The 23,973-nt window shown below is 70.5% G+C and carries 25 protein-coding genes, 1 tRNA gene and 1 riboswitch; of the genes, 9 read left to right on the plus strand and 17 right to left on the minus strand.

What is annotated here, in order from left to right:
- Positions 1-73: 73 nt before the first annotated feature.
- The 5 genes from KO353_RS16705 to KO353_RS06215 all read left to right on the plus strand — a co-directional run bounded on the left by KO353_RS16705 (position 74) and on the right by KO353_RS06215 (position 4,211).
- Positions 74-445, plus strand: coding sequence for an SDR family oxidoreductase (locus KO353_RS16705; RefSeq protein WP_268906217.1), 372 nt, complete (start codon positions 74-76; stop codon positions 443-445).
- A gap of 10 nt (positions 446-455) precedes the next feature.
- The gene (locus KO353_RS06200; RefSeq protein WP_218286841.1) at positions 456-1,343 is read left to right on the plus strand and encodes an alpha/beta fold hydrolase; all 888 of its coding nucleotides are present in this window, start codon (positions 456-458) and stop codon (positions 1,341-1,343) included.
- Positions 1,344-1,427: 84 nt separating this feature from the next.
- Positions 1,428-2,609, plus strand: coding sequence for a trypsin-like peptidase domain-containing protein (locus tag KO353_RS06205; protein WP_218286842.1), 1,182 nt, complete (start codon positions 1,428-1,430; stop codon positions 2,607-2,609).
- A gap of 146 nt (positions 2,610-2,755) precedes the next feature.
- Positions 2,756-3,907 (plus strand): endonuclease/exonuclease/phosphatase family protein, encoded by a 1,152-nt coding sequence (locus KO353_RS06210; RefSeq protein WP_218286843.1) that lies wholly within the window; start codon positions 2,756-2,758, stop codon positions 3,905-3,907.
- A gap of 97 nt (positions 3,908-4,004) precedes the next feature.
- Complete coding sequence (locus KO353_RS06215; RefSeq protein WP_218286844.1) at positions 4,005-4,211, plus strand: ChaB family protein; 207 nt, start codon at positions 4,005-4,007, stop codon at positions 4,209-4,211.
- A gap of 304 nt (positions 4,212-4,515) precedes the next feature.
- Here the strand turns inward: KO353_RS06215 and KO353_RS06220 are convergent.
- A tRNA-Gly gene (locus KO353_RS06220) sits at positions 4,516-4,589 on the minus strand.
- A 78-nt stretch (positions 4,590-4,667) separates the two neighbouring features.
- Positions 4,668-4,746, plus strand: a riboswitch (SAM riboswitch).
- 53 nt (positions 4,747-4,799) lie between these two features.
- Between KO353_RS06220 and metZ the strand changes: the two genes are divergently transcribed.
- The 3 genes from metZ to folE all read left to right on the plus strand — a co-directional run bounded on the left by metZ (position 4,800) and on the right by folE (position 7,477).
- Positions 4,800-6,002 (plus strand): O-succinylhomoserine sulfhydrylase, encoded by a 1,203-nt coding sequence (gene metZ / locus KO353_RS06225; protein WP_218286845.1) that lies wholly within the window; start codon positions 4,800-4,802, stop codon positions 6,000-6,002.
- 127 nt (positions 6,003-6,129) lie between these two features.
- Positions 6,130-6,537 (plus strand): Co2+/Mg2+ efflux protein ApaG, encoded by a 408-nt coding sequence (gene apaG / locus KO353_RS06230; RefSeq protein ID WP_218286846.1) that lies wholly within the window; start codon positions 6,130-6,132, stop codon positions 6,535-6,537.
- 292 nt (positions 6,538-6,829) lie between these two features.
- Positions 6,830-7,477, plus strand: coding sequence for a GTP cyclohydrolase I FolE (gene folE / locus KO353_RS06235; protein WP_218286847.1), 648 nt, complete (start codon positions 6,830-6,832; stop codon positions 7,475-7,477).
- Positions 7,478-7,598: 121 nt separating this feature from the next.
- Here the strand turns inward: folE and KO353_RS06240 are convergent, their stop codons facing one another.
- From KO353_RS06240 to KO353_RS06315, 16 genes are all read right to left on the minus strand, one after another.
- Complete coding sequence (locus KO353_RS06240) at positions 7,599-7,796, minus strand: hypothetical protein (protein ID WP_218286848.1); 198 nt, start codon at positions 7,794-7,796, stop codon at positions 7,599-7,601.
- A 267-nt stretch (positions 7,797-8,063) separates the two neighbouring features.
- Positions 8,064-8,453, minus strand: a complete 390-nt coding sequence (locus KO353_RS06245) for a RidA family protein (RefSeq protein WP_218286849.1) — start codon at positions 8,451-8,453, stop codon at positions 8,064-8,066.
- A 115-nt stretch (positions 8,454-8,568) separates the two neighbouring features.
- A complete protein-coding gene (locus KO353_RS06250) occupies positions 8,569-8,847 on the minus strand; it encodes a DUF3253 domain-containing protein (protein ID WP_218286850.1) in 279 nt (92 codons plus the stop codon).
- The gene (locus KO353_RS06255; RefSeq protein WP_218286851.1) at positions 8,844-10,337 is read right to left on the minus strand and encodes an FAD-binding domain-containing protein; all 1,494 of its coding nucleotides are present in this window, start codon (positions 10,335-10,337) and stop codon (positions 8,844-8,846) included. Before KO353_RS06255 ends, KO353_RS06250 begins: the two co-directional genes overlap by 4 nt.
- Positions 10,338-10,384: 47 nt before the next feature.
- Positions 10,385-11,641: a molybdopterin molybdotransferase MoeA gene (locus KO353_RS06260; protein WP_218286852.1), complete on the minus strand. Its 1,257-nt coding sequence runs from the start codon at positions 11,639-11,641 to the stop codon at positions 10,385-10,387.
- Between the two features lie 12 nt (positions 11,642-11,653).
- A complete protein-coding gene (gene mobB / locus KO353_RS06265; RefSeq protein ID WP_218286853.1) occupies positions 11,654-12,163 on the minus strand; it encodes a molybdopterin-guanine dinucleotide biosynthesis protein B in 510 nt (169 codons plus the stop codon).
- A gap of 64 nt (positions 12,164-12,227) precedes the next feature.
- Positions 12,228-13,253 carry a formate dehydrogenase subunit gamma gene (locus KO353_RS06270; RefSeq protein ID WP_218286854.1) on the minus strand — a complete coding sequence of 342 codons (1,026 nt, stop codon included), beginning with the start codon at positions 13,251-13,253 and terminating at the stop codon, positions 12,228-12,230.
- Between the two features lie 85 nt (positions 13,254-13,338).
- Complete coding sequence (fdh3B, locus tag KO353_RS06275; protein ID WP_218286855.1) at positions 13,339-13,935, minus strand: formate dehydrogenase FDH3 subunit beta; 597 nt, start codon at positions 13,933-13,935, stop codon at positions 13,339-13,341.
- A 26-nt stretch (positions 13,936-13,961) separates the two neighbouring features.
- A complete protein-coding gene (locus KO353_RS06280) occupies positions 13,962-16,916 on the minus strand; it encodes a formate dehydrogenase subunit alpha (protein WP_218286856.1) in 2,955 nt (984 codons plus the stop codon).
- 11 nt (positions 16,917-16,927) lie between these two features.
- A complete protein-coding gene (locus KO353_RS06285) occupies positions 16,928-17,140 on the minus strand; it encodes a hypothetical protein (RefSeq protein ID WP_218286857.1) in 213 nt (70 codons plus the stop codon).
- Positions 17,141-17,207: 67 nt separating this feature from the next.
- Positions 17,208-17,894, minus strand: coding sequence for a TorD/DmsD family molecular chaperone (locus KO353_RS06290; RefSeq protein ID WP_328774509.1), 687 nt, complete (start codon positions 17,892-17,894; stop codon positions 17,208-17,210).
- A gap of 238 nt (positions 17,895-18,132) precedes the next feature.
- Complete coding sequence (locus tag KO353_RS06295) at positions 18,133-18,873, minus strand: DUF3306 domain-containing protein (protein WP_218286858.1); 741 nt, start codon at positions 18,871-18,873, stop codon at positions 18,133-18,135.
- Positions 18,866-19,369 (minus strand): DUF3305 domain-containing protein, encoded by a 504-nt coding sequence (locus KO353_RS06300; RefSeq protein ID WP_218286859.1) that lies wholly within the window; start codon positions 19,367-19,369, stop codon positions 18,866-18,868. The genes KO353_RS06295 and KO353_RS06300 overlap by 8 nt, the downstream gene beginning before the upstream one ends.
- Before the next feature lie 10 nt (positions 19,370-19,379).
- Positions 19,380-20,417, minus strand: coding sequence for a DUF6352 family protein (locus KO353_RS06305; protein ID WP_218286860.1), 1,038 nt, complete (start codon positions 20,415-20,417; stop codon positions 19,380-19,382).
- Between the two features lie 11 nt (positions 20,418-20,428).
- Positions 20,429-20,977 (minus strand): DUF6505 family protein, encoded by a 549-nt coding sequence (locus tag KO353_RS06310; protein WP_218286861.1) that lies wholly within the window; start codon positions 20,975-20,977, stop codon positions 20,429-20,431.
- Positions 20,974-21,696 carry a biotin/lipoate--protein ligase family protein gene (locus tag KO353_RS06315; protein ID WP_218286862.1) on the minus strand — a complete coding sequence of 241 codons (723 nt, stop codon included), beginning with the start codon at positions 21,694-21,696 and terminating at the stop codon, positions 20,974-20,976. The genes KO353_RS06310 and KO353_RS06315 overlap by 4 nt, the downstream gene beginning before the upstream one ends.
- A gap of 102 nt (positions 21,697-21,798) precedes the next feature.
- Here KO353_RS06315 and KO353_RS06320 point away from each other — a divergent pair, with 102 nt between their 5' ends.
- Entirely contained in the window at positions 21,799-23,856 is a 2,058-nt protein-coding gene (locus tag KO353_RS06320) for a 4Fe-4S binding protein (RefSeq protein ID WP_218286863.1), read from the plus strand.
- The last annotated feature ends 117 nt before the right edge of the window (positions 23,857-23,973 follow it).

Below are 23,973 nucleotides of genomic sequence, written 5' to 3' on the forward strand. Positions count from 1 at the left end.
GACCTGTGCCGGGCCTTCTACCCGCTTCTCAAGGCGCGCTCCTCGCCCGCCTTACATTCCCTGCATCGTCAACGTGATCGGCAACGCGGCCGAGACGCTCGACCACGCCTATATCTGCGGCGTGACGGGCAACGCCGCTCTCTACGCCTTCACCCGCTCGCTCGGGGGGGCCGCGCCGAACGACGGCCTGCGTGTGGTCGGCCTCTCGCCGGGGCCGGTCGCGACCGACCGGTTGGTTAGCCTGATGCGCCGCAAGGCTGCCGATCGGAGGGGTGATCCCGAGCGGTGGCAGGAGCTGTTCGCGTCCATGCCCTTCGGCCGCGCCGCGACGCCGCAGGAGATCGGCGACATGATCGCCTTCCTCGCAAGCCCCCGATCCAGCTTCACGAGCGGCACGATCGTGACGATCGACGGCGGCATGGCCGCACGCTCGCGCGCCTTCTGAGGACAAAGCGATGACGCAGCGGACCATCACGACGACCGACGGCGTGCGCCTCGCCGTCGAGGACACGGGCTCGGGCACGGCGATCCTGTTCGTGCACGAGTTCGCGGGCGACATGCGCAGTTTCGAGCCGCAGGTGCGGTTCTTTTCGCGGATGTACCGCTGCGTGACGTTCAACGCGCGCGGCTATCCGCCCTCCGACGTTCCGCCGGAGCCGGAGCGCTATAGCCAGGAGCGCGCACGCGACGACATCCGCGACGTGATGGACGGGCTCGGCATCCAGGGGGCGCACATCGTCGGCGTCTCGATGGGCGGGTTCGCGGCGCTGCATTTCGGCCTCGCCTATCCCTACCGGGCGCGGTCGCTCGTGCTCGGCGGTGTCGGCTACGGGGCGCCGGCGGAGAAGCGGGCGCAATTCGCCGAGGAGTGCGAGGCGGCGGCGCGGCGCTTCGAGACGCTGCCGATCGCGGAGGCGGCCGCGAGCTACGGCCGCGGGCCGACGCGCGTCCAGTTCGAGAACAAGGACCCGCGCGGCTATGCCGAGTTCCTGAGCGCTCTCGCCGAGCATGACCCGACGGGTTTGGCGAACACGCTGCGCGGCGTGCAAAAGCGGCGGCCGAGCATCTTCGACCTCGCTGAGGAGCTGCGTGCCCTCGCCGTGCCGAGCCTGATCATCACCGGCGATGAGGACGACCCCTGCCTCGAGACGAGCCTGTTCATGAAGCGGCAGATCCCCTCCTCCGGCCTCGTCGTCCTGCCCTGCACCGGGCACACGCTCAACCTCGAGGAGCCGGCCGCCTTCAACGACGCGCTCGCACGGTTCTTCGCTGCCGTCGAGCTCGGACGCTGGCCGCGGCGCGACCCGCGCTCGACGACGGGAGCGATCCTCGGCGCGCGCTGAGGCAGTCGCCTCGCGGCGTACACGGGCGCAAGCGTCGCGCGCGGCCGCGTTGACACGGGGGCACGCCGCGCCAACCTAGCCGCCATGCGGCCCTTCTTCGCCCTTCTCCTCGCCTCGGCCACGCTCACCGGCGTGCCCGCGCTCGCGGGCGAGGACAGGCGAGCGGATGCGCCCGACCGAAGCGGCACAGCGGCGATCGATGCTGCGATGGCGACGCTCGCCCAGATGCGTGCCCAGGCCTCAGCGGAGGCAAGCGAGCTCGTCGCCGCCATCCAGAGGCGGCTCGCGGCTCTCGGCTATGACCCCGGCCCGCCCGACGGCGTGATCGGGGCGCGCACCCAGTCGGCGCTCGCCGCGTTCCAGAGCGACCGCGGCCTTCCGCCGACCGGCCTGATCGACGGGCCAACCATCGCCGCCCTGCGTTCCGCCGCGCCGGCGGGCAGCGTCGAGGGCCCTGACGGCAAGCCGCCGCCGATCGCAGCGGCGCCGCGGCAGGGCGCGGCCGTCGTGCCGGGCAAACCACCGCCGCCAACCGGCCCGGACAGGCCGGAGCCGATCCGCGGCACCGGGGCAGCGACACCGCCGCAGGGGCAACGCCCATCCCCCGTTCCGCAGGACCCGTTCGCCCAGCGCCCGATGCAGCGGGCGAGCACCGGCACCGGGTTCGTCGTGGCGGAGGTGCGGCTGCTGACCAACCAGCATGTCGTGGCGAACTGCCGGGCGGTGATCGGCGTCTTCCCCGAGAACCGACGCCACCCCCTGACCGTTCTCGCCGCCGACGCCCAGCGCGACCTCGCCCTTCTCTCGGCCCCGCGCGACGCCGGCCCTGCGCTTGCCTTCCGCGACGGCCCGCCGCGCCGTGGCGACGAGGTCGTCACCTACGGCTTCCCGCTCACCGGGATCCTCGGCAGCGGGCCGACGCTCACCACCGGCGATGTCAGCGCGCTCACCGGGCTGCGCGACGACCCCAATACCTTCATCATCTCCGCGCCCGTGCAGAGCGGCAACTCGGGCGGGCCGCTGCTCGACCGTTCCGGCAATGTCATCGGCGTCGTCGTCGCCAAGCTGAATGCCCAGCGCGTGGCGGAGCGGATCGGCGACCTGCCGCAGAACGTCAACATCGCGATCCATGGCCGGGTGGCGATGGACTTCCTCCGTCGCCACGGCATCACGCCGCGCACCGCGCCCTTCACGGGAACGCGCCCGGCGGCGGAGGTGGGCGAGATCGCACATCCCTCGACCGTCCTGATCGAGTGCATGCGCTGACCGGCGCAGCCGGGCCAATCCGCGACGCGGGATCGTGCCGAAAGGCGACGCATTTACGCGCGCCGCGCCGGGCGTGAGATTGACATGGTGCGCGCGCAAGCAGTGTGCGAGGATGTTTCGCCTGCAGCACTTCTCGGGGTGCGTCCATGCCGACCCGGATCGCCGCCTTCAACGTCGAGAACCTGTTCGCTCGCGCAAAGGCGCTGAACGCCGACCGTCCGGACGCGCACACTGACATCCTCGAGGCGCACGCTGCGTTGAACCGGCTGATCGACCGCGTGACCTACACCGATCCGGTCAAGGCCGAGATGCTCCGCCACCTCGGCACGCTTGGCCTGCTTTGGAGCGACACGGCCGAGTTCGCGCGGCTGCGCCGGATCAGGTGGAAACTGATCCATCGCCCCCGCAACAGCAGTACCCCCGAGATCGTCGCCTCCGGCCGCGCCGACTGGATCGGCTGGTGCGAGCTCGTCGTCGAGCCGGTGAATGCGCTCGCGATGCAGCACACCGCGCTTGTCATCAAGGAGGTCGCCGCCGACATCCTCGCCATCGTCGAGGCGGAGAGCCGGCCGGTCCTGACCGCTTTCCAGGAGCAGATGCTCGGCGCCGTCGGCGTCACGCGGGAGGAGGCCTACCGGCGCGTGATGCTGATCGACGGCAATGACCGGCGGGGGATCGATGTCGGCCTCGCCACGCGCTCCGGCTATCCGATCAGCGCGATCCGAAGCCATGTCGATGATCGCGGGCCGAACGGAGAGCCCATCTTCAGCCGCGATTGCCCGGAATACACCGTGTCGACGCCTTCGGGCGAGACGCTTGTTGTGTTGCCGAATCATTTCAAGAGCAAGTTCAGCGGCAATAGCTGCGCGAGCCGCGACAAGCGCAGGCTCCAGGCGAGAACAGCGGCCGGGATCTACCGGAGGCTCTGCAGCGAGGGGCACGAGAACGTGGTCGTGCTCGGCGACCTCAACGACACAGCCGACAGCGAGGAGCTCGCCCCGCTCTTCTGCGACACCGACCTCGTCGACGCCGCCCTCCATCCGGCCTTCACCGAGGTCGAGTTCCGGGGAAGGAGCGGCCGCGGCCTCGGCACGTTCGGGCTCGGCAACGACAGCGACAGGATCGACTACATCCTGCTGTCGCCGGCCCTGTCCCGCCGCATGGTCAGGGGAGGGATCTGCCGCAAGGGCGCTTGGCCCGGCGCAAGACCCAAGCGCTGGACGGTGTTCCCGACACTGACCGAGACCGTGCACGCCGCCTCGGACCATCATGCGATCTGGGTCGATCTCGATCTCTGACGCGAAGCCGACATCCCCACGGGCGCCCGACACCGGTCGAGTGTGGCACGCTCGAGGGCGCATGCGCTCGCCGCGTCACGTCGTGTGATCTGCCCCGATGCCCTACGCGACGAACGAGGACCTTCCGCCCGCCGTGCGTCACGCCCTGCCGGAACACGCCCAGGACATCTGGCGGGCGGCTTTCAACAACGCCTGGTCACGGCTCCGGCCGGGCGAGGACGAGGCAACGTGCCACCGGATCGCCTGGGCTGCGGTGAAGCGTGTCTATGTGAAGGAGGGAGATGTCTGGGTCCAGCGTGGATAGCCACGCGCAGCCTGTGCGTGGAGATGTGGCGGTCCTGGAACGGCAGGATCGGGCCAGGCGTCGGGACCGCCCCCACCTCTACGTCCGGAACGGGGACCAGGAGCCGCGGCCCAGAATCTATCGTCAAACCTCAAGCAGTTCAACGCCTACACGCCAACCGGCCGGGCGGTGTCGACGCGTCATTTGACGCTTCGTGCCGTCGCAGCGAGGCGCAAGGGCCCGATTACACCGCCCGGTGATGCCGTGATCAACCCGGCGACCCACGTGCGTCTTTCAGGGACTGTCGGAGGACGGCGCTGCAGGCTGGAGCGGGTAGCGGGAATCGAACCCGCGCATTCAGCTTGGGAAGCTGACAGGCTACCATTACATCATACCCGCCCGTTGGCGCCCGAAGTGGAATATAGGGTGGCCGGGCTTGACCCTGCAAGTCGCTGCCCCTATCCGACGCGTCGGTGCGTCGGCACCCCTCGCGATTTGTCCGGCCAGCTTGCGGCGAGGTGAAACAAGCGCGCTAAAAGGCCGCGTGCCCCCCGAGCCGGGGGTCGCGACCCCGTGGCCGGGCCCGGAGCGGAGAAGGGTCCGAGAACCATGACCGCACGCAGCTATCGCCCCGCCACCCTCGCTGTCCATGCCGGGCAGACGCGCAGCCAGCATGGCGAGACGGCGGAGGCGCTCTTCCTCACCTCAGGCTTCGTCTACGACAGCGCCGCCCAGGCCGAGGCCACCTTTCTCGGCACGGAGCAGCACTACCAGTATTCCCGCTTTGGCAACCCCACCGTCGCGATGTTCGAGGAACGCCTCGCCGCGCTCGAAGGCGCCGAGGCCTGCCGCGCCACGGCCACCGGGATGGCAGCCGTCGCCTCCGCCATGCTCGCGCATCTGAAGGCAGGCGATCGCGTCGTCGCCTCGCGGGCTCTGTTCGGCTCCTGCCACTGGATCGTCTCGACGCTCTTGCCCAAGTTCGGCATCGAGACCGAGTTCGTCGACGGCAGCGACCTCTCGGCATGGCGCAGCGCCCTCTCACGCCCGGCGCATGCCGTACTCCTCGAGACACCCTCGAACCCTTGCCTCGAAATTGTCGATCTCCGCGCCGTCTGCGACCTCGCCCATGCCGCCGGGGCGACGGTGATGGTCGACAACGTGTTCGCCACCCCGCTTCTGCAGCGGCCGCTGGCCTTCGGCGCCGACGTGGTGCTCTACTCGGCAACGAAGCACATCGACGGCCAGGGCCGCTGTCTCGGCGGGGCCGTGCTCTCCTCGAAGGCCTGGATCGAGGGGACGCTTCAGGCCTTCCTCCGCAACACCGGCCCGGCGATCAGCCCGTTCAATGCCTGGGTGATGCTGAAGGGACTTGAGACGCTGTCGCTGCGGGTGGCGGCGATGTGCCGCTCCGCCGCGCAGATCGCCGATTTCCTTGCGGGGCAGCCCGGTATCACGCGGGTGCTCTATCCCGGGCGGGCTGACCATCCGCAGCACGCACTCGCGATGTCCCAGATGTCGGCCGGCGGAACGATCGTCTCTTTCGAGCTCGCGGGCGGGAAGGCGGCGGCGTTCCGCCTGATCGATTCGCTACGGCTGATCCGGATAAGCAACAATCTCGGCGACGCGAAGTCGATCATCACCCACCCGGCGACGACGACGCACCTCAAGATCGGCGCGGAGGAGCGGGCGCGCCTCGGCATCTCGGACGGGCTCGTGCGCCTCTCCGTCGGCCTCGAGGACCCGGCCGACCTCGAGGAGGATCTCGCCCAGGCTCTCGCCTCGGCCGCGGTCGCGCGGGCGGCTGAGTGAGTCGGCGGAAAGGGGGCGCGCGATGGCGTCACGTCCCTCTTGCCTTCGCGCGCGACTCGGCCGATACCGCCGTCGCGTCGCAGCCGCTGCGTCAGCCAGCGGTGGCGACCCTGACCCGGGGGAGCCGATGAGTGAGGGCGGCTACAGTGCGACCACACGCGGAATTCGCGTCTCGGTCGAGCCCTTCTTCCTCGAGGAGCAGTCCTCGCCCGAGGACGGCCGCTACGTCTGGGCCTATCGGGTGGAGATCGTCAACGAGGGCAGCGAGACCGTGCAGCTGACCCACCGCACCTGGTCGATCACCGATGCGCGCGGGCGGGTGCAGAAGGTTCACGGCCCCGGCGTGGTGGGCGAACAGCCTGTGCTCGCTCCCGGCGAGAGGTTCGAATACACCTCCGGCGCTCCCTTGAGCACGCCGTCGGGCTTCATGCAGGGCGCCTACCACATGGTCGTGCGCGACACGGGCGAGACCTTCGATGCCGTGATCCCGGCCTTCTCGCTTGACAGCCCGCATGCGGAGATGCGGCGCCACTAGCGCGGCAGGCGGGCGGATGAGCGCCGAGCCGTCGGTGCCGCTGCCGTCCGCAGGCAGGAGCCGGGGGCGAACGGCTCGGGGCAGCCCACCGAAGGCGCCTCACGCGTGCGTGAGCGGGCTCTATCTGTCGTGAACGCTTGACGACGCGCTGGGCGGGAGCACCTTTGGCATGGTTGAGGAACCGGGGTGTCGGGCGCTTCGCCCGCTCCCTCGCGTATAACCCCGACGGAAGACGCGGGGCGAAAAGAACGGTCATCCCGCCACCCGAACCGTCCGGAAGGACACCAGGCACATGAACATCCACGCACCCGCAGCCCTCTCCGCCGCCTCTGTCAGCCGCCCGCGCCCGACGCGCGAGGAGGCAGAAGCCGCCGTCCGCACCCTGCTGCTCTGGGCAGGCGACGACCCCGATCGCGAGGGCCTCGTCGACACGCCCGCGCGCGTGGTCCGCGCCTACGAGGAGTTCTTCGCGGGCTACGAGATCGACCCGGTCGAGCTCCTCGCCCGGACCTTCGAGGAGACCGACGGCTACGACGAGATGGTTCTCCTGCGCGACATCCGGCTCGAGAGCCATTGCGAGCACCACATGGTGCCGATCATCGGCCGAGCGCATGTCGCCTACCTGCCGCACAAGCGCGTCGTCGGCATTTCGAAGCTCGCCCGCGTCGTTGAGGCCTATGCGAAGCGGCTGCAGATCCAGGAGAAGCTGACGGCGCAGATCGCCAACACGATCAATGACGTGCTGCAGCCGAAGGGGGTTGCCGTGGTGATCGAGGCCGCACACCAGTGCATGACGACGCGCGGCATCCACAAGCCGGGCGTGTCGATGGTGACAAGCCGCATGCTCGGGGCTTTCCGTGACGACCCGGCCACGCGGCGCGAGTTCTTGGCGATGATCTCGATGGGCGGAACCTCCGCACGCACCGCCTCGGAGGCCTGAGGCCCAGGGCGCTCGCCACCTGGCCGCAGCAAACGAAGGGGGCCATCAGGCCCCCTGTTCACATGTATCCCGTTCCCGAGCTGGCCCAGCTGACTTCGGGCAGGGCTGCGCGACCGAACACTCAGCGCGTGGCGCCCTCACCTGGTAGCGCGTGGAACGCACCCCCGCGCTGTTGCGCGACAGCGGCGGCGTGGGACGCGTGAAGCAGCGTCAGGAACGCATCGCCCGCGTGACTGCGACGCTCGGTGACGGCGCCGGCACCGAGCACCACCGCGGCTCCGATCATGGCCGCGACGAGGGGTATGATCAGGCGACCCATCTCCGTCCCACCTGGCGCCCTTGTCCGGCCGGCGTGTTGCCGAAGCGTTGACGAGGTCGCTCCGGCCACCGAACACCTCCGCATGGCGGCCATGCGCCAGCCGCCGCCGCGCCGTGCCGCAGCATGCACCGGGCCGCGGCCGCCCCGAGGTGCGGCTGGTCACACGGCGTCGACCGGAATGGCGGCGGCTGCGGGGTCCGGGTGTCTATGGGGGCGCGGAAGACCGGGCGGGGGCGGTCGGGACGTCGTCCCCGCTCCCCGCGCCCCTTAGCCGACCGCGATGACCTCGACCTCGATCGCGCAGCGCGGATCGGCGAGGCCAGAGACGATCACCTGCGTGCTCGCCGGCGGCGTGCCCGGGAACAGGGCGTCACGCCTCTCCTGCCAGGGCCCGCGCGCCGCCCGCGTCGTGAGATAGGTGGTGAGCTTCACCACATTGCCCCAGCCGAGCCCGTGATGGGCGAGCGCGGCCGTGATGTGCGCGATCACAAGATCGGCCTGGGCGCCGTAGTCCTCCGGCACCGACCCGTCCTGCGCCACGGGCAACTGGCCGCTGACGAGCACCCAGCGCGACGCGCCCGTGACCTCTGCCGTCATGCTGTAGCGCGCAGCAGGTGCGGGCATGCCGGTAGGGTTGGCGAAGGTGACGATCGGCATGGTCGTACTCCCCGAGGTGACGGCAGGGGGTGCGCGGCGGCAGCGGTCCGGTCAAAAGGCAGGTGAACGGTAACGTTGCCGTTCCCGCCCGGCGGGCCGCGCCCCTGGCCACGGCTCACCCCTCGCGCTCACCGCCCGCGATCCGGAGGCGGATCACGCCGCGGATGCCAGCATTCGGGTCCTGCGTCTTCCCCTTGCGGAGGATCTCGACCCGCCCCGCTCGGGCGAGCCGGAGCGCCTCCTCGCGCACGGGATGCATCAGGAGGCGCCAGACCTTCTCGTCGTCGCCGGCCAGCGCACGCGCCACCTCGGAGGGGCAGATGCTCCGCTCCGGCCCCCGTGCGGCGCAGAGAGCTAGGATCGTCCGCTCAATCGCGGTGCGGTCAGCCGTCATTCTCCGAGCGGCAGCGGGGCTTGCGCCCCCGCCTTCCGGCGTGCCCCGACCTGCTTCAGGCCGGACCGGCGGCTGCCATGGCGGCGCTGGATCGCATCCGCAGCGTCGCGATAGGCGCTGCCGCGTCGCACGGCCCAAAGCCTCTCGCGTGCTGCGCGCGCGAGCGCCTCGTGATCACCAAGCGGTGCCGGATAGGTTTCGACGCCCCCGAAACGCCACGGCATGTGCACGGACCCGCCCGGCAGGCCGCGCAACTCCGGGACCCAGCGTCGGACGAACACGCCGTCCGGGTCCTGGTCGAGCCCCTGCTTCACCGGGTTGTAGATCCGGATCGTGTTCACCCCTGTCACCCCGGACTGCATCTGCACCTGGCTCCAGTGGATCCCGGGCTCGTAGTCGGTGAACAGGCGGGCGAGATGGAGGCCGACCGCACGCCAGTCGAGCCCGAGATGCATGGACGCGACCGAGACGAGCATCGCCCGAGCGCGGAAATTGAGCCAGCCCGTCTCGGCAAGACAACGCATGCAGGCATCGAGGAAGGGCCAGCCGGTCCGGCCCTCCGCCCAGGCCCGGAACCGTGGGTCGTCCTCCCCCGCTCCGGCGAGCCCGCGATAGGCAGGGTGAAGGGCGCGGCGCTCGATCGCGGGCTCGGTCTCGATCTTCTGTATGAAATGGCAGTGCCAGGCAAGGCGCGTGAGGAAGCTGTCGATCCCCTTGCGCAACGGTCCCGCGGCGTTGGCGCGCGCCGACCGCGCGGCTTGGGCCGCCTCGCGCACCGAGAGCGTTCCGGCTGCGAGATGGGGTGAGAGACGCGAACACGCCTCCCACCCGGCGAGCGGCGAGGACATCGCGCGGCGGTAGGTGAGCGCGCGACCGGAGAGGAAGGACGCAAGCAGCGCCTCCGCCGCCGCCCGCCCACCGCGCTGCCGTCCCGGGCAGGGGTCGGGCGCGAGGCCAAGCGCCTCGGGAGAAGGGATCGTTCCGGGGTCGATGGCAACGGGGGCAAGCGCCTCGGGCGTCGGCACGAGCGGGGCGCGGGTGAAACGTTCCCACCGCGCCGCCCAGCCGTCGCGCGAGCCGAGAGCGCGGATCGCCCCGTTCTGCCGATGCTCGCGGAAAGGGATGCCGGCCGCTCGCGCCCAGGCCCGGACCGCGCGGTCGCGCGCGTAGTCGCGCTCGCCGGTGCTCTCCTGGTGTGCCTCGATCGCGCCGATGGTGACCGACGCGGCGAGCGCGCGGAACACTTCCACAGGCTCGCCGACACGAACGACCAGAGGCTGGCCAAGCGCGGCAAGGTCGGCCGAGAGCTCCGCCGCCGATTCCGCTTGGAACAGGTACTGCCGCGCGGACGCTTCGGGGGCGCGCCACTGGCCTGGCTCGACGATCCAGAGTGGCAGCACGGGGCCGGACGCCGCCGCGGCGACAAGCGGGGCGTGATCGGCGATCCTGAGGTCGCGCTTGAACCAGACGATGCTGACGGGGCGGCGCATGGAGGGGAGATGGGGGCCGCGCGCAGGCGCGCCAGCGGGGCGGCCGGTCAGGCGAGCTCGCTGTAGGGCAGGAACGCCACCGTGTCTCCCGGGGCGACCGTGCGCACCTCCTCGCCGAGCTCGACCAGCCCGTCGCTCTCGACCAGAGAGGAGAGAAGCCCGGCCCCCTCGCGCGGGAACTTTCGCGCCTCCGTCGCGCCGTCTTCCCCCAGGGCGAGGGTGACGCGCACATACTCCCGCCGCCCCGGCTTCTTGCGATAGGCGAACGCCGCGCGCACCGCGAACCGCGCGGGCGGCGTGACCGTCGCGCCCATCAGCCGCAGCGCGACGGGGCGGACGACATGGGCGAAGGTGACCATCACCGCGACCGGGTTTCCGGGAAGCCCGATGAAGGCCGTGCCGCCGACCTGGCCCATCGCCACCGGCCGGCCGGGCTTGATCGCAAGCCGCCACAGGAACAGAGACCCCGCCGCCTCGACGGCGGCCTTCACATGGTCCTCCTCCCCGGTCGAGACGCCGCCCGAGGTCAGGAGGAGGTCGTGCGCCGGCGCGGCGTCCCGGAGAGCCGAGGCCACAGCGTCGCGCCGGTCGGGCAGGATTCCGAGATCGGTAACGGCACAGCCGAGGCCGCGCAGAGCCGCGCCCAGCGTGAACCGGTTGCTGTCATAGAGCCGGCCTGGACCGAGCGGCGTGCCAGGCTCGGCGATCTCGTTTCCGGTCGAGAACACGGCGACACGGAGCGGGCGACGCACCTCGAGCGATGTGACCCCGATCGACGCGGCGAGGCCGACGTCCTGCGGACGGAGGCGACGTCCCGCGCGCAGGATCACACTCCCCGCAGCGACATCCTCGCCGGCCGCGCGCGCGTTCGCGCCACGCGCCAGACCAGGCGGAAGGCGCACCCTGCCGTCGGGCAAGGCTTCGGCATCCTCCTGCATGAAGACCGTATCCGCCCCCTCAGGCATCGGCGCGCCGGTGAAGATCCGGATCGCCTCGCCGGGGCGGATCGGCCTCCCCAGCGACCCACCCGCCGCCACCCTGCCGCCGACGGGAAGGAGCGTCTCGCCCTCCGGCGCGAGATCGGCGTGGCGGACGGCGTAGCCGTCGACGGCGCTGTTGGCGAAGGGAGGAACGTCGAGCGGCGAGCAGAGATCGGCCGCAAGCACGCGTCCAGCCGCCTCCGCAAGCCCGACGCGCTCCGTGCCGCTCACCGGCGGAAGACGCTCGGCGACCAGGGCGAGCGCTTCCTCCACACGCATGAGCGCGCCGCCGAAGGCAAAACAATCGTCGCTCAACTGGGCCACGCCGAGGATCCTTCAGGATTGGCGGCAGCGCAGCACCGCCTGCTCGATCACGAAGGCGGCGATCGCCTCGACATCGTCGAGGTCGAACACCGGCACGGTGCAGCCGGGCACGGCGCCGTCGGAGGCGACTGCCACCACGCTCGGATCGTCAGGCCAAAGCGGCGGCTTGCCGACGGCGGCGCGCCAGACCTCAAGCTTGCGGTGGCGGGACCGCTTGAACCCCTCGACCAGCACGAGATCGACCGGCGAAAGCCGAGCGGCCAGTTCCTCGAGCGTCAGCTCCGGCGCGCCGCGCAGCTCGTGGATGAGCGCGTATCGCGCGGCCGAGCTGACCAGAACCTCGGTCGCCCCCGCACGCCGATGCGTGTGGCTGTCCTTGCCAGGCGTGTCGAGGTCAAAGCCGTGATGGGCGTGCTTGATGGTCGAGACGGTGAGCCCGCGCGCGACCAGCGCCGGGATGAGCTTCGCAAGCAGCGTCGTCTTGCCGGAGCCGGACCAGCCGGCGATCCCGAACAGCGTCATGGAAAGAGAATGGGGGCTGGCGGAGGCCCTCCGCCAGCCCCGAGGCACATTGAGGTGGCCTGTCTCAGTCGGCGCCGGCCTTGCTGGCGCCGCGCGGAACAGAAGCGCCCCGTCCGCCGGACATCACCTCCTCGACCCACAGGCTGTGATGCTCCTTGGCCCAGTTCAGGTCGACCTTGCCGCTGCCCATCGCGGCGAAGGCTCCCTCCATGCCGACCGAGCCGATGTAGATGTGGGCGAGGATGATCGCGATCATCAGGAGAGCGATCACACCGTGAAGCTGGGTCGCGAGCTGCATTCCCTCCATCGTGGTCACGAACTGGAAGGGGAACATCATGATGAACCCGGTTACCGCGATCGCGCCGCCGCCGAGCACGACCAACCAGAAGATCACCTTCTGCCCGCCATTGAACTTCCGCGCGGGCGGATGTCCATGCCCGATCAGCCCGCCGCCGGCGGCGAACCACTTCACGTCGTCGCCGTTCGGGATGTTGTCCTTGATCCAGATGACGAGCATCAGGAGCACGCCGAGCGTGAAGGGGAAGGACAGGTAGTTGTGCGCGATCTTCCCCCACTGCGACCAGGCGGCGAACGCCTCCGGCCCCATCAGCGGCAGAAGCAGCTCCCGCCCGAAGCTGATGTTCAGCCCGGTGATGCCGAGGATGATGAAGGTCGAGGCGGTGAGCCAGTGCGCGAAGCGCTCGAGCCCGTTGAAGCGTTCGATCGTGCGCCCCGACAGCCCCGCCTCGACGCGAACCTTGCCGCGGATGAGGTAGAACAGCACGAGGACGGCGAGCATGCCGCCGATCGCGACACCGCCGATCCATTTCAGCGTGGTGCGCCAGAAATGCTGGAAGTCTCGCCCCCGGGGCTGGATCAGCAGCGCCGACTTCTGGTCGGGGATCGTCACGCGACCCTGAACGCTGCCCTGAAGATAGTTGAAGAGCATCTGCTCGTTCGCCGCCGAGGGCGACGCTGGCGCCTGGGCGGCCGCGGGGGGGAGCGAGGCCGGCAGGCTTGCCGCGGCAAGCCCGAGGCCAAGCAAGAGAGCGGCGACAACGCCGCGAAGCCGCTTGAGAAGTGGTCTCATCGGAAGCTCCTGCCGCTGTGCTTTGCTCTGGTGGCGGAGGCCGTTCGCCGGCACTCCGGCCACCACGCTGTCCTCCGCAACCGGTTCAGCCGGTCGTCATCTCCTTGTAGGCGGTGCGCCAGCCCCACGCCCCGGAGCCGTAGCCACGGCGTGTCACACGCTCGGCATAGATCTGCGCGATAATGTCGCCGTCACCGGCCAGCAGCGCCTTGGTCGAGCACATCTCGGCGCAGATCGGGAGCTTGCCCTCGGCGAGCCGGTTCGCGCCATACTTCGCGAACTCCGCCTGCGTGTTGTCGGCCTCCGGGCCGCCGGCGCAGAAGGTGCACTTGTCCATCTTGCCGCGGGTGCCGAAGTTGCCGAGCCGCGGGTATTGCGGCGCCCCGAACGGGCAAGCATAGAAGCAATAGCCGCAGCCGATGCACAGGTCCTTCGAGTGCAGCACCACGCCGTCGGCGGTAGTGTAGAAGCAATCCACCGGGCACACCGCGGCGCAGGGCGCGTCGGTGCAGTGCATGCAGGCCATCGAGATCGAGCGCTCGCCCGGCTTGCCGTCATTGATGGTGACGACGCGCCGGCGGTTGATGCCCCAGGGCACCTCGTTCTCGTTCTTGCAGGCCGTCACGCAGGCATTGCACTCGATGCAGCGGTCGCTGTCGCAGAGGAACTTCATGCGGGCCATGGTCGTGTCTCCCCTCTCCTACCCGCTCACGCTGCGCGAATTTGGCACAGCGTGCACTTGGTCTCCTGCATCGAGGTGACCGGATCGAAGCCGTAGGTCGTGACCGTGTTCACGCTCTCGCCGAGCACGATCGGGTCGGTGCCGGCGGGATACTTGCGCCTCTGGTCCTCCTGCATGAACCAGCCGGCGAAGTGGAACGGCATGAACGCCACGCCGCGCCCGACCCGGTCGGTGACGAGCGCCTTGACGCGGATGAACTTGCCCTGTGGCATCTCCGGGCCGTTCACGAGCACCCACTGGCCATCGCGGATGTTCCGCTCCGCCGCATCCTGGGTGTTGATCTCGATGAACATGTCCTGCTGCAGCTCGGCGAGCCACTTGTTCGAGCGCGTCTCCTCGCCGCCGCCCTCGTATTCGACGAGGCGCCCCGACGTCAGGACGATCGGGAAGTTGCGCGCGACGTTGTTCGCTACCGCACGCTCCTGGATCGTCTTGCCGATGTTCCGCACCCGATGCGCCATGAAGTTGTCGCGGGTCGGGTACTGCGCCACGAGGTCGGGGCGGGGGCTGTAGATCGGCTCGCGGTGCACCGGGATCGGGTCGGGCAGGTTCCAGGCGTTCGCCCGCGCCTTCGCGTTGCCGAACGGCGAACAGCCGTGCTTCAGCGCCACGCGGATGATGCCGCCCGAGAGGTCGGTCGCCCAGCTCACGCGATCGGCGTTCGCGCCGCCGATCCGCTCGATGGTCGCCCGCTCCGCCTCCGTCAGGTCCTTGTCCCAGCCGAGACGCTTGAGCACGGCGTAGGTGAACTCGGGGTAGCCGTCGGTCAGCTCAGAGCCCTTGGAATAGCTGCCCTCGGCGAGCAGCGACACGCCGTTGCGCTCGACGCCGAAGCGCGCACGGAACGTTCCGCCGCCGTCCATCACGTGCTCGTTCGTATTGTAGAGGATGTGCGTTCCGGGGTGGCGAAGCTCCGGCGTGCCCCAGCATGGCCAGGGCAGGCCGTAGTAGTCCCCCCTCACCTCGGGAGGCGCGTCGGGCTTGGCGCGCAGCGTGACGATGTCGAAGGCGCCCTGATTGGCCATGTGCGCCTTCAGACGCTCGGGGCTCTGGCCGGTGTAGCCGGTCGACCACGCGCCGCGGTTGATCTCCCGCAGCACGCTCTCGGGTTCCGGAACCTTGGCCTTGACCGTGATGTTCTTGAACATCTCGTTGGCGAAACCGAGCTTCTCGGCAAGACGGTAGATCACCTCGTAGTCGGTCTTGCTCTCGAAGATCGGCTCGACGATCTTCTGGCCCCACTGAACCGAGCGGTTGGAGGCGGTGCGGCTGCCGTCGCACTCGAACTGGGTGCAGATCGGCAGGAGGTAGGTGTTGTCGCGCCGGTTCGCGAGCACCGCGAAGGTGGTCGGGTGCGGGTCGGCCACCACGAGGAGGTCGAGCTTCTCGAGCCCCTTTGCCGCCTCGGGCATCCGGGTGACAGTGTTGCCGCCATGACCGAACACCAGCATGGCGCGGAAGTTCGGCTGCCCGGCCACAAGGTTCGCGGTGTCGCCCGACCCGGGCTCGAGGAGGATCGCGTCGAAGTAGCGCGTGGTGGTGATGCCGGGCATCTCCATCATGCGCTTGCGCGCCGCGTCATCCGCGTTGGGCGGGCCGAACCGGCCGCGAAGATACTCATAGGAGACATCCCACACCCGGCCCCAGTGACGCCACGCGCCCTCGTCGAGCCCGTAATAGGCTGGGAGCGTGGTCACATCGAGACCGAGGTCGGTCGCCCCCTGAACGTTGCAGTGGCCGCGGAAGATATTCGCGCCCGTGCCGGGGGAACCGACATTGCCGGTGGCAAGCAGGAGGATGCAGGCCGCGCGCACGTTCGCCGTGCCCACGGTCTTCTGCGTCATCCCCATGCACCAGACGAGGGTGGCGGGCTTTTGCTTCGCGAACATCTCCGCCACCTTGCGAAGCTGCGCGCCGGGAACGCCGCTGACGCGCTCGACCTCGGCCGGCGTCCACTTCGCCACTTCCTTCCGCACGTCCTCCATCCCGTAGACGCGCTGGCGGATGAACTCCTTGTCCTCCCAGCCGTTCTCGAAGATGTGCCAGAGGATGCCCCACAGCACGGGGATGTCCGTGCCGGGGCGGAACCGGACATACTCTGTGGCGTGCGCCGCGGTGCGCGTGAAGCGCGGATCGGCGACGATCAGGTTGGCGCGGTTGATCTCCTTGCCCTGGAGAACGTGCTGCAGCGACACCGGGTGCGCCTCGGCCGGGTTGCCACCCATGATCAGGATGGTCTTGGCGTTGCGGATGTCGTTGTAGCTGTTGGTCTGCGCCCCGTAGCCCCAGGTATTGGCAACCCCCGCGACCGTCGTCGAGTGGCAGATGCGGGCCTGATGGTCGACGTTGTTGGTGCCCCAGAACGCGGCGAACTTGCGGTAAAGATAGGCGCCTTCGTTCGAGAACTTGGCCGAGCCGAGCAGGAACACCGCGTCGGGGCCGGCCTTGGCGCGGATATCGAGAAGCTTGTCGCCGATCTCGTTGATAGCCTGGTCCCAGCTCAGCCGGGTCCACTGGCCGTTCACAAGCTTCATCGGGTACTTCAGGCGCCGGTCACCGTGCACGAGCTCGCGCACCGCGGCGCCCTTGGCGCAGTGCGTCCCGCGGTTGATCGGGCTCTCCCAGGCCGGCTCCTGGCCGACCCACACCCCGTTCTGCACCTCGGCGATCACGGTGCAGCCGACCGAGCAGTGGGTGCAGATGTTCTTCCTCTTCACCACCGCCACGCCGGGCTGCATCGGCCCGGCGTCCGCCTTCTTCACCGTGCCAGCACCGAGCGCGCCGAGCGCGCCGAGACCAGAGGCGACGATCCCCGACTTGCGGAGGAAGCCGCGACGGTCCATCGCCCCGCCGGAAAGGCCGGCGAAGGCCGAGGCGAGACCCGTGCGCGAGACCTTGCCCTCGCTGCGCTTGATCAGCATCGACGCCTCCCTCACTGCTCGTAGCGGTTGGTGCGGTAGAAGGCCTGGATGTGCGGGCTGTTCGGCTGGTAGCGCCGCTTGCGCGCTTCCTGGGCGCTCTCGCGTGCGGCAGCCGGCGTCGCCAGCAGCGGCGCCGAGACAGCGGCCGCTCCGGCGGACAGCCCGAGCGACTTGAGGAACCCACGCCGCGCCGGCGCGGCGTCAGCCTTCTCTGTCTTCATCATCCCTCACTCCGTACCGATCCGTTCCTCATCACCGGGAAGCCTTGGCCCCGACCTCAGGGGTTTCCCCTCAGGCAGGAAGCGTGGCCGCCTCAGCTTCGATCTCGACGAACACGCGCCCGAGCCGGCCGACCGCCCGGTAGAACCGGGCGTGCTCGGCCGTCTCGAGATCCCGAAAGAAGGTCCCCGCCCAGGGAGCGATATGGCGCGCGAAGAACCGCGGCGCCTCCTCGGCCCCCGCCTCGAACGCGCCGGAGAGGAGCCCCGCCATGATCTCGGCAAGTGTTGCGATATGGTCCTCCGGTTCGCCCACCCCGTCGGCGCGGGCAAGCCCGAGCCGCTCCATGTCCGCCCGAACTTTGGCGAGCGGCTTCTCGTGCAGGAAGCCCGTGAGATAGTAGCTCGCATAGGGCAGAAGCTCGCCGCGCCCGAGCCCGATGAAGAGATCGTGGAACTCGCGCGCAAGCGCGGCTTCGTTCGCCTCGCGGGCGGAAGCGGCCAGCATGCCGCGCGCCGCGCCAAGCGGCGTCTCGTCCGCCTCGAGCGACGAAAGCTGTTCAAGAAGCTCCTGTCCAGGTGGGCGGAACAGAAGCGTGGAGAGCAGGGACCAGTGCCGCGCCCGCATCACATCCACGGGGTCGACCGCCGCGTCGCGGCTGCTCTCCGCACCAGGGCCAAGCCGTGCCACGGCAAGCTGTTCGGCCATCAGAACCAGCCCCTCAGCGACCCAAAGCCTCGCCGCGCTGGAGGCCAGCACAAGCCCTGACTTGCACCGTTGTTCGGCGCTTCCGCCGCTTGCATCCGTGTCGGCACCAAGGCCAGCACGTCCCCGTTCCTCCCTACCTCGATGTGTGAGAGGCTATGCCCCAGCCGGCATGTCGGTCAATAGGCCGTGACCTGGGTTGCGGTGGCCGTGTCGGCCCGAGCGGAGCGCCTCCGCAAGGGCTCATCGTCTCGGAACGATGCGGGGACAGCCGTTTTTCCGACCTGCACGCTCAGGTAGGGGTCGCGCCGCCGTGACGCGGCCGCCGCGCCCCGCCCCTGCTCGCCTGACCATCGGCCGGCGCCTCGAGGCTCGCGGGAACCGCGGGAGCCGTTGCCGGGGGGATGGCGTCGGGCGCGGTGACCACCCGGCCCGCCGACTCGGAGAGGCGAATTGCTGCCTGGGGCGGCGAACCGGCTCCCTCCGCCCCGCCCGCGTCGGGCGCTTCCCCTGCCATGCCGTCGCTCGGGCTTCCGGGCTTGTCCTCGGCACGCTCGCGGCGAACGAGGCCAAGGATCCGGTCCGCCAAAGCCTCCACGTCCGGCCCGGTTGCGATCTCGGCCACGTAACCCGGCGCCCCCCCCGGCACGTTCCAGTCCCACGCATAGTCGGCCGGGCCGATGAAGTCGCGGATGGTGGGATCGAGGCTCCAGACCCGCCGAAGCGCGGCATTCCGAAGCGCTGCCGGAACCCCCTTGCGGAGGAAGACGCTGATGTCGCTCTCGGCCGTGAGCGTCTCGATCGGCGGCAGGGAGGAGAGGTCGAGCTCGGGCTCGGGCTCGGGCTCGCCGACGGCTTCGGCCCGCGCCGCGACGGGGGGCGGCGGGACTGGCTCGGTGGCGGGCGCGACCCCCGACGGCGCGCCCGGGGTGACGGTCGGAGGCGGCTCCTGGCGGGATCGCTCCCCGCCCGAGCGCTTGAGCCGCGACCAGCGGGCGAGGAAGCCTTCGCCGGAGCGCTCCTCCTCAGACATCGCGCGCGACCCGTCGGCGCACCCCGAGGCTCTCGGGGTCAGCACGATCACGCTTGCGCTTGTGGAAGCCGCGCTCGACGTGATGCGCGGCGACGAACGCCTCGAGCGCCTCGCGGATCTGCCCCGGCATCGGCACGGTCTCGATCACGTCCGACCCGGCGGTGGTCATCGCCTCCGCTTCGCCAGGATCGGCGAGCACGGCCACAAGCTCCATCCCTGGCGGAGTGCTCGAGGGCCTGAGCACCACCCAAAGCACCGGCGCCCCGCTCTCGAGGTTCGACTTGTAGTTCGGCGTCTCGGAGGAAAAGAAGCTCACCGTGGTGCTGCCGGCGATGTAGGCGGTGAGCCCTTTCTCTTTGCGCAGGACCGTCCACGGCGCCGCCGCGGTCTCGCCCGGCAGCACCGCGACCGGCACCCAGAGATCCTCGGCCCAGGGCGTCGACCCGGCACGACGTTCCACCACGACGGCGACGGGGTGATGCTCCTCGGCCAGCATCGCTTCCGCCTCAGGCGGCCTGCGCCTGCCGAAGCGGCAGGCCGGCGAGCAGGTTCTGCGGCTTCATCCGCACCGTTCGCGCCGGCGTCATGGCAAGAGCGAGATAGACCGGGCGGCCGGCAACGCGGGGCAGCATCTCGGCAGGATCCTCGAACTCGAGGCGGAACAGGGCGAGGATCCGGCCCAAGTCCTCCGCCCCCACACGCTCGCCGTGCCAGAGCCGGGTGCAGATCGCCGTCGCCTCCTGATCGAGGCCGACATACCAAGCCCAGGCCTCGTCATGGATCGTCTGCAGCGGCTGGACCGAGACGCGCACGCCGACGAGATGACGCACCCAGGCCTCGATCACGCGCGCGAGCGCGTCCTGGCCGTCGCGCCCGAAGGTCAGGTCGAGCACGGTATCGAACCGGTCCGACCGGTCCCAGTAGATCGCGGCATTGTCGCGCGACAGAACGTCGAGCTCCACCGAGCGAAGCTTCGCCCCGGCTTCGGCGATCATCTGCCCCAGCACGCCGAGGCCGGCGTGGCGCTCCCGCGCCTCTCCGGCCGCCGCCTGGACCGTCTCCTCGTCGGCGAGCAGGAGGTTGCCGCCCTCGGTCGAGACACGCTGCGGGCGGAAGAACAGCTCCGCCGCGCGCAGCCGGATCGGGTCGTCGGTCTCGTCGAGGATGTTGCGCAGGATCAGCTGCGCGAGCTGGGCGAGGAACAGCGGCGGGGTGCCGCGAAGGTCGCCGCGGAACAGCGCCGTGTAGGCCGACTCGACCGTCGGGTGGGCGAGCAGGTGGTCGCGGAACGCGAGCCAAGCCTGCCAGTTCTCCCGCGCATCGGCATCGGCGATCGCCTCGACCTCGACGGCAGCGACGCCGCGGCGCGGATTGGCGAGCAGGGAGGCGTGCAGAGCGCGCTCCGCCGCGCAGGCCTCTGCAGGCGGCACGAGCTCCGGCCGGGCGAGCCAGGCAGCAATGAGGGCGTCCGTCACCGCAAGCCCCCCCGCCTCGGTTCGCTCCACGAGGTGATGGCCGCACGAGAGCCAGAAATCGGGCCGCACGCCGCTCCTCCTCAGCCGTTCGCCCGACGCACGAGTGCGACGAGATCGACCCGCTCCGCGCGCTCCTCCGCCGCGTCGTCGCTGCGCACGAGGCCGATCACGGGCAGAGCCTGCGGGGACCCCCTGCGCCTGAGGGTGCGGAACCGCTCCCGAACCCCCTCCGCTTCGACGCTGCGGCTGAGCGCGATCACCGTTCCCGGCTCATGCCCGGAGGCGAGCTCCTCAGAGAAGGCGAGCTCCTCCTCGGCGACGGCGAGCGCCGACGCATCGTCGGGAGCGCCGAACTGGTCGCGCAGACGTGCGGCGAGAGAGGCGGCCGCAGCCGCACGCTCCTCCTCCGTGACCGAGCCCACACTGACGAGGGTCGAGAACCCGAAGGAGCCGAGGCCGAGGAAGCCCGAGCGGAAGGCTTGGCGCGCCCGGCCCGTGAGCGCGGCGGGGTCCACGTCCCAGAACATGAAACTGCCGACCACCGCGATCTCGCCCGGCTCGGCGGCGCGATCGAACACCACCGTGTCGGAGGGGTCGAGCCTAAGGGTGCGCAGGATCCGCCGTGTCATGCGACGAGATCGAGCCATTGGGGGGCGGCGAGCGCCTCGGCAAGCGGCCGTCGCGTCTCCACCCCTGCCTCGTCCACCAGCACAAGGTCGCCCGAGGGGTCGATCCCACGCCGCGCCGCCTTCGGCTCCTCGAGGCGCAAGAGATACTGCTCCGCCACCGGGGCGAGGCCCTCGTCCTGCCAGGTGTAGAGCCCGACCATGAGATGCCGCGCGAAGCGCTCGGCGAGCCGGGCCCCGTCCTGGTCCTCGAAGCCCTGCTGCTCGAGCGAGGTGCGGTCGGGGAAATGCCCGGTCTCGATTCCGGGCGGTTCGGCGAGCCTGAGCGCGGCGTGCAGGACCATCCAGGCGGGGGCCTGGAGCTCGCCCGCGACGGGGGCCCAGGCGAGCCGCATGCCGCCGAGCCGGGCGCCGTCGACGCGGATGAGATCGGGCCAGACGAAGCCGATCGGGTGCTCGGGCGGAGCGGCGACGGCAAGAGCATCGGCGAGCGCAGCCATGCCGACATAGAGGGCGAGCCGCGCGCGGGCGAGCGGCATCGCGGGTTCGAGCACCACCGCGCAGTCGAAGGTAAGGCCGCCACGGGCGAGCACCAGCGTCCCCGCCCCCGCCTCAGGCGCGATCGCGCAGGCGTGGCGGAAGGCGTCCCCGCCTTCGCGCAGAGTCACGCCCCTGAAAAGGGGGGGAAGGTCGAGTCGTCGGTCAAGCTCGGCGGCGCGCATGGCGTCGTGGGCTGCCCCCGCTGGCGGTCGTGGTCGCGCCGTCATATATGCGCGGGGCGGTCGGTTTCCCAGGCGGGCGCCGGCAGGCTCCGGGGGAGGCGCATGGCAGAGTCAGAGCGGCGCGTGTTCGTATGCTCCTGCGAGGAGACGATGCCGCTCGACCTCGGCGGCATCGCCCGCGTCTGCGCCCGCGCGCTTCCCGGCGCAAAGGTCGAGGAGGCGCGCCAGCTGTGCCGGGCGGAGCTCGCGCGTTTCGAGGCGGCTCTCGGCGGGTCGGACGTGCTTGTGGCCTGCACCCAGGAGGCGCCGCTCTTCGCCGAGCGGGCGGAGGAGGCGGGGCACCGGGGCCGGCTCGATACCGTCAACATCCGCGAACAGGCGGGCTGGAGCGACGAGGCGAAGGCGGCGACACCGAAGATCGCCGCGCTGATCGCCGCCGCCGCCGTGCCGATGCCCGAGACCGCGATCGTCACCTACACCTCGGAGGGGGTGACGCTCGTCTACGGCCGAGACGAGACAGCGATCGAGGCGGCGCGCCAGCTCGAGAACCGGCTGAACCTCACCGTTCTTCTCACGCGGCCGAAGGACGTGCTGCCGCCGCGCACAACCACCTTCCCCGTCCTCAAGGGGACCATACGCTCGGCGCGCGGGCATCTCGGCGCCTTCGAGCTCGTGGTCGATGACTACGCCGCCCCCGCCCCGTCCTCCCGCGCCGCGCTCGTCTTCGGCCCGCCCCGCGACGGGGCGAAGAGCCGCTGCGACGTGATCCTCGACCTCTCGGGCGGGGCGCCCCTGTTCCCGGCCCATCATAAGCGTCCGGGCTATCTGCGCGCCGACCCAGGCGACAGGGCGGCGGTGCAGAGAGCGATCTTCCAGGCGGCGGAGCTCGTCGGCACCTTCGACAAGCCGCGCTTCGTGACCTTCACCGCGAGCCTCTGCGCGCATTCCCGCAACAAGCGCACCGGCTGCACCCGCTGCCTTGACCTCTGCCCGGTCGGCGCGATCGCTCCTGCGGGTGATCATGTCGCGATCGACACGAACATCTGCGCCGGCTGCGGCTCCTGCAGCGCCGTGTGCCCAACAGGGGCGGCCTCCTACGCGCTCCCGCCGGCGGATGCGCTTCTGCGCCGGCTGCGCGCGCTCCTGCTCACCTATCTCGAGGCGGGGGGGAAGCGGCCAGTTCTGCTCCTGCACGAGGACGAGCATGGCGCGCCGCTGATCGAGGCGCTCGCGCGCCATGGCCCCGGCTTGCCGGCGCGCGTGCTTCCCTTCAACGTGAACGAGGTGACAGCGTTGGGTCTCGAGCTCATCGCTGCCGCCTTCGCCTACGGCGCGGCAGAGCTCCGCGTTCTGATGGGCGCGCGCCCGCGCGACGACACCGCCGCACTCGACCGGACGCTGACGCTCGCCGATGCGGTGCTACGTGGCCTCGGCTTCGGTGAGGAGCGGGTCGGGGTGATCGCTGCGGATGACCCGGACGCGCTCGCCGCGGCGCTGCGCACGCTGACGCGTCGTGACGGTGTGGCGGAGCCGAGGCGCTTCCTCGCGATGGGCGACAAGCGCGGCGTGCTGCAGACGGCACTGAAGGAGCTCGGCAAGGCAGCGCCCGCCCCTGCGGCGATCATTCCGCTTCCCGAGCGCGCTCCCTTCGGCACGCTTCGGGTCGACACCGCGGGCTGCACGCTCTGCCTCTCCTGCGTCTCCGTCTGCCCGACCGGGGCGCTGCGCGACAACCCCGACCGCCCGATGCTCACCTTCACCGAGGACGCCTGCGTGCAATGCGGCCTTTGCGCCGCGACCTGCCCGGAGAAGGTGATCGTACTCGAGCCGCGGCTGAATCTCACGCCGGAGGCCGCAGAGCCGCGGCTCATCAAGGAGGAGGAACCGTTCGCCTGCATACGCTGCGGCACCCCGTTCGGCACGAAGAGCACGATCGAGCGGATCGCGGCGAAGCTCTCGGCCTCGCACTGGATGTACAAGGGCTCGGCGGCGAATCTCGATCTCATCCGCATGTGCGCCGATTGCCGCGCCATCACGGTGACGGAGACGGGCGGGCTCGACCCCTATGCGGCCGGGGAACGACCGCGGATCGTCACGACCGACGACTACCTCGCCGCGCGCGGCGAAGGCGCCCCCGACGACCCGAAGAAGCTGAACTGAGGCGGCAGGGGCCCGCGCGCCGGCGCATCGCCCGTCCGACGGCCGGCGGCGGCGTTCCGAGATCTGGGAACGGGTCGGCTGAGGCGGCCTGCCCGCCCCGCGCCGACCTATGGCGAG

It is taken from the genome of Elioraea tepida (assembly GCF_019203965.1).
GTDB classification, from domain to species: domain Bacteria; phylum Pseudomonadota; class Alphaproteobacteria; order Acetobacterales; family Acetobacteraceae; genus Elioraea_A; species Elioraea_A tepida.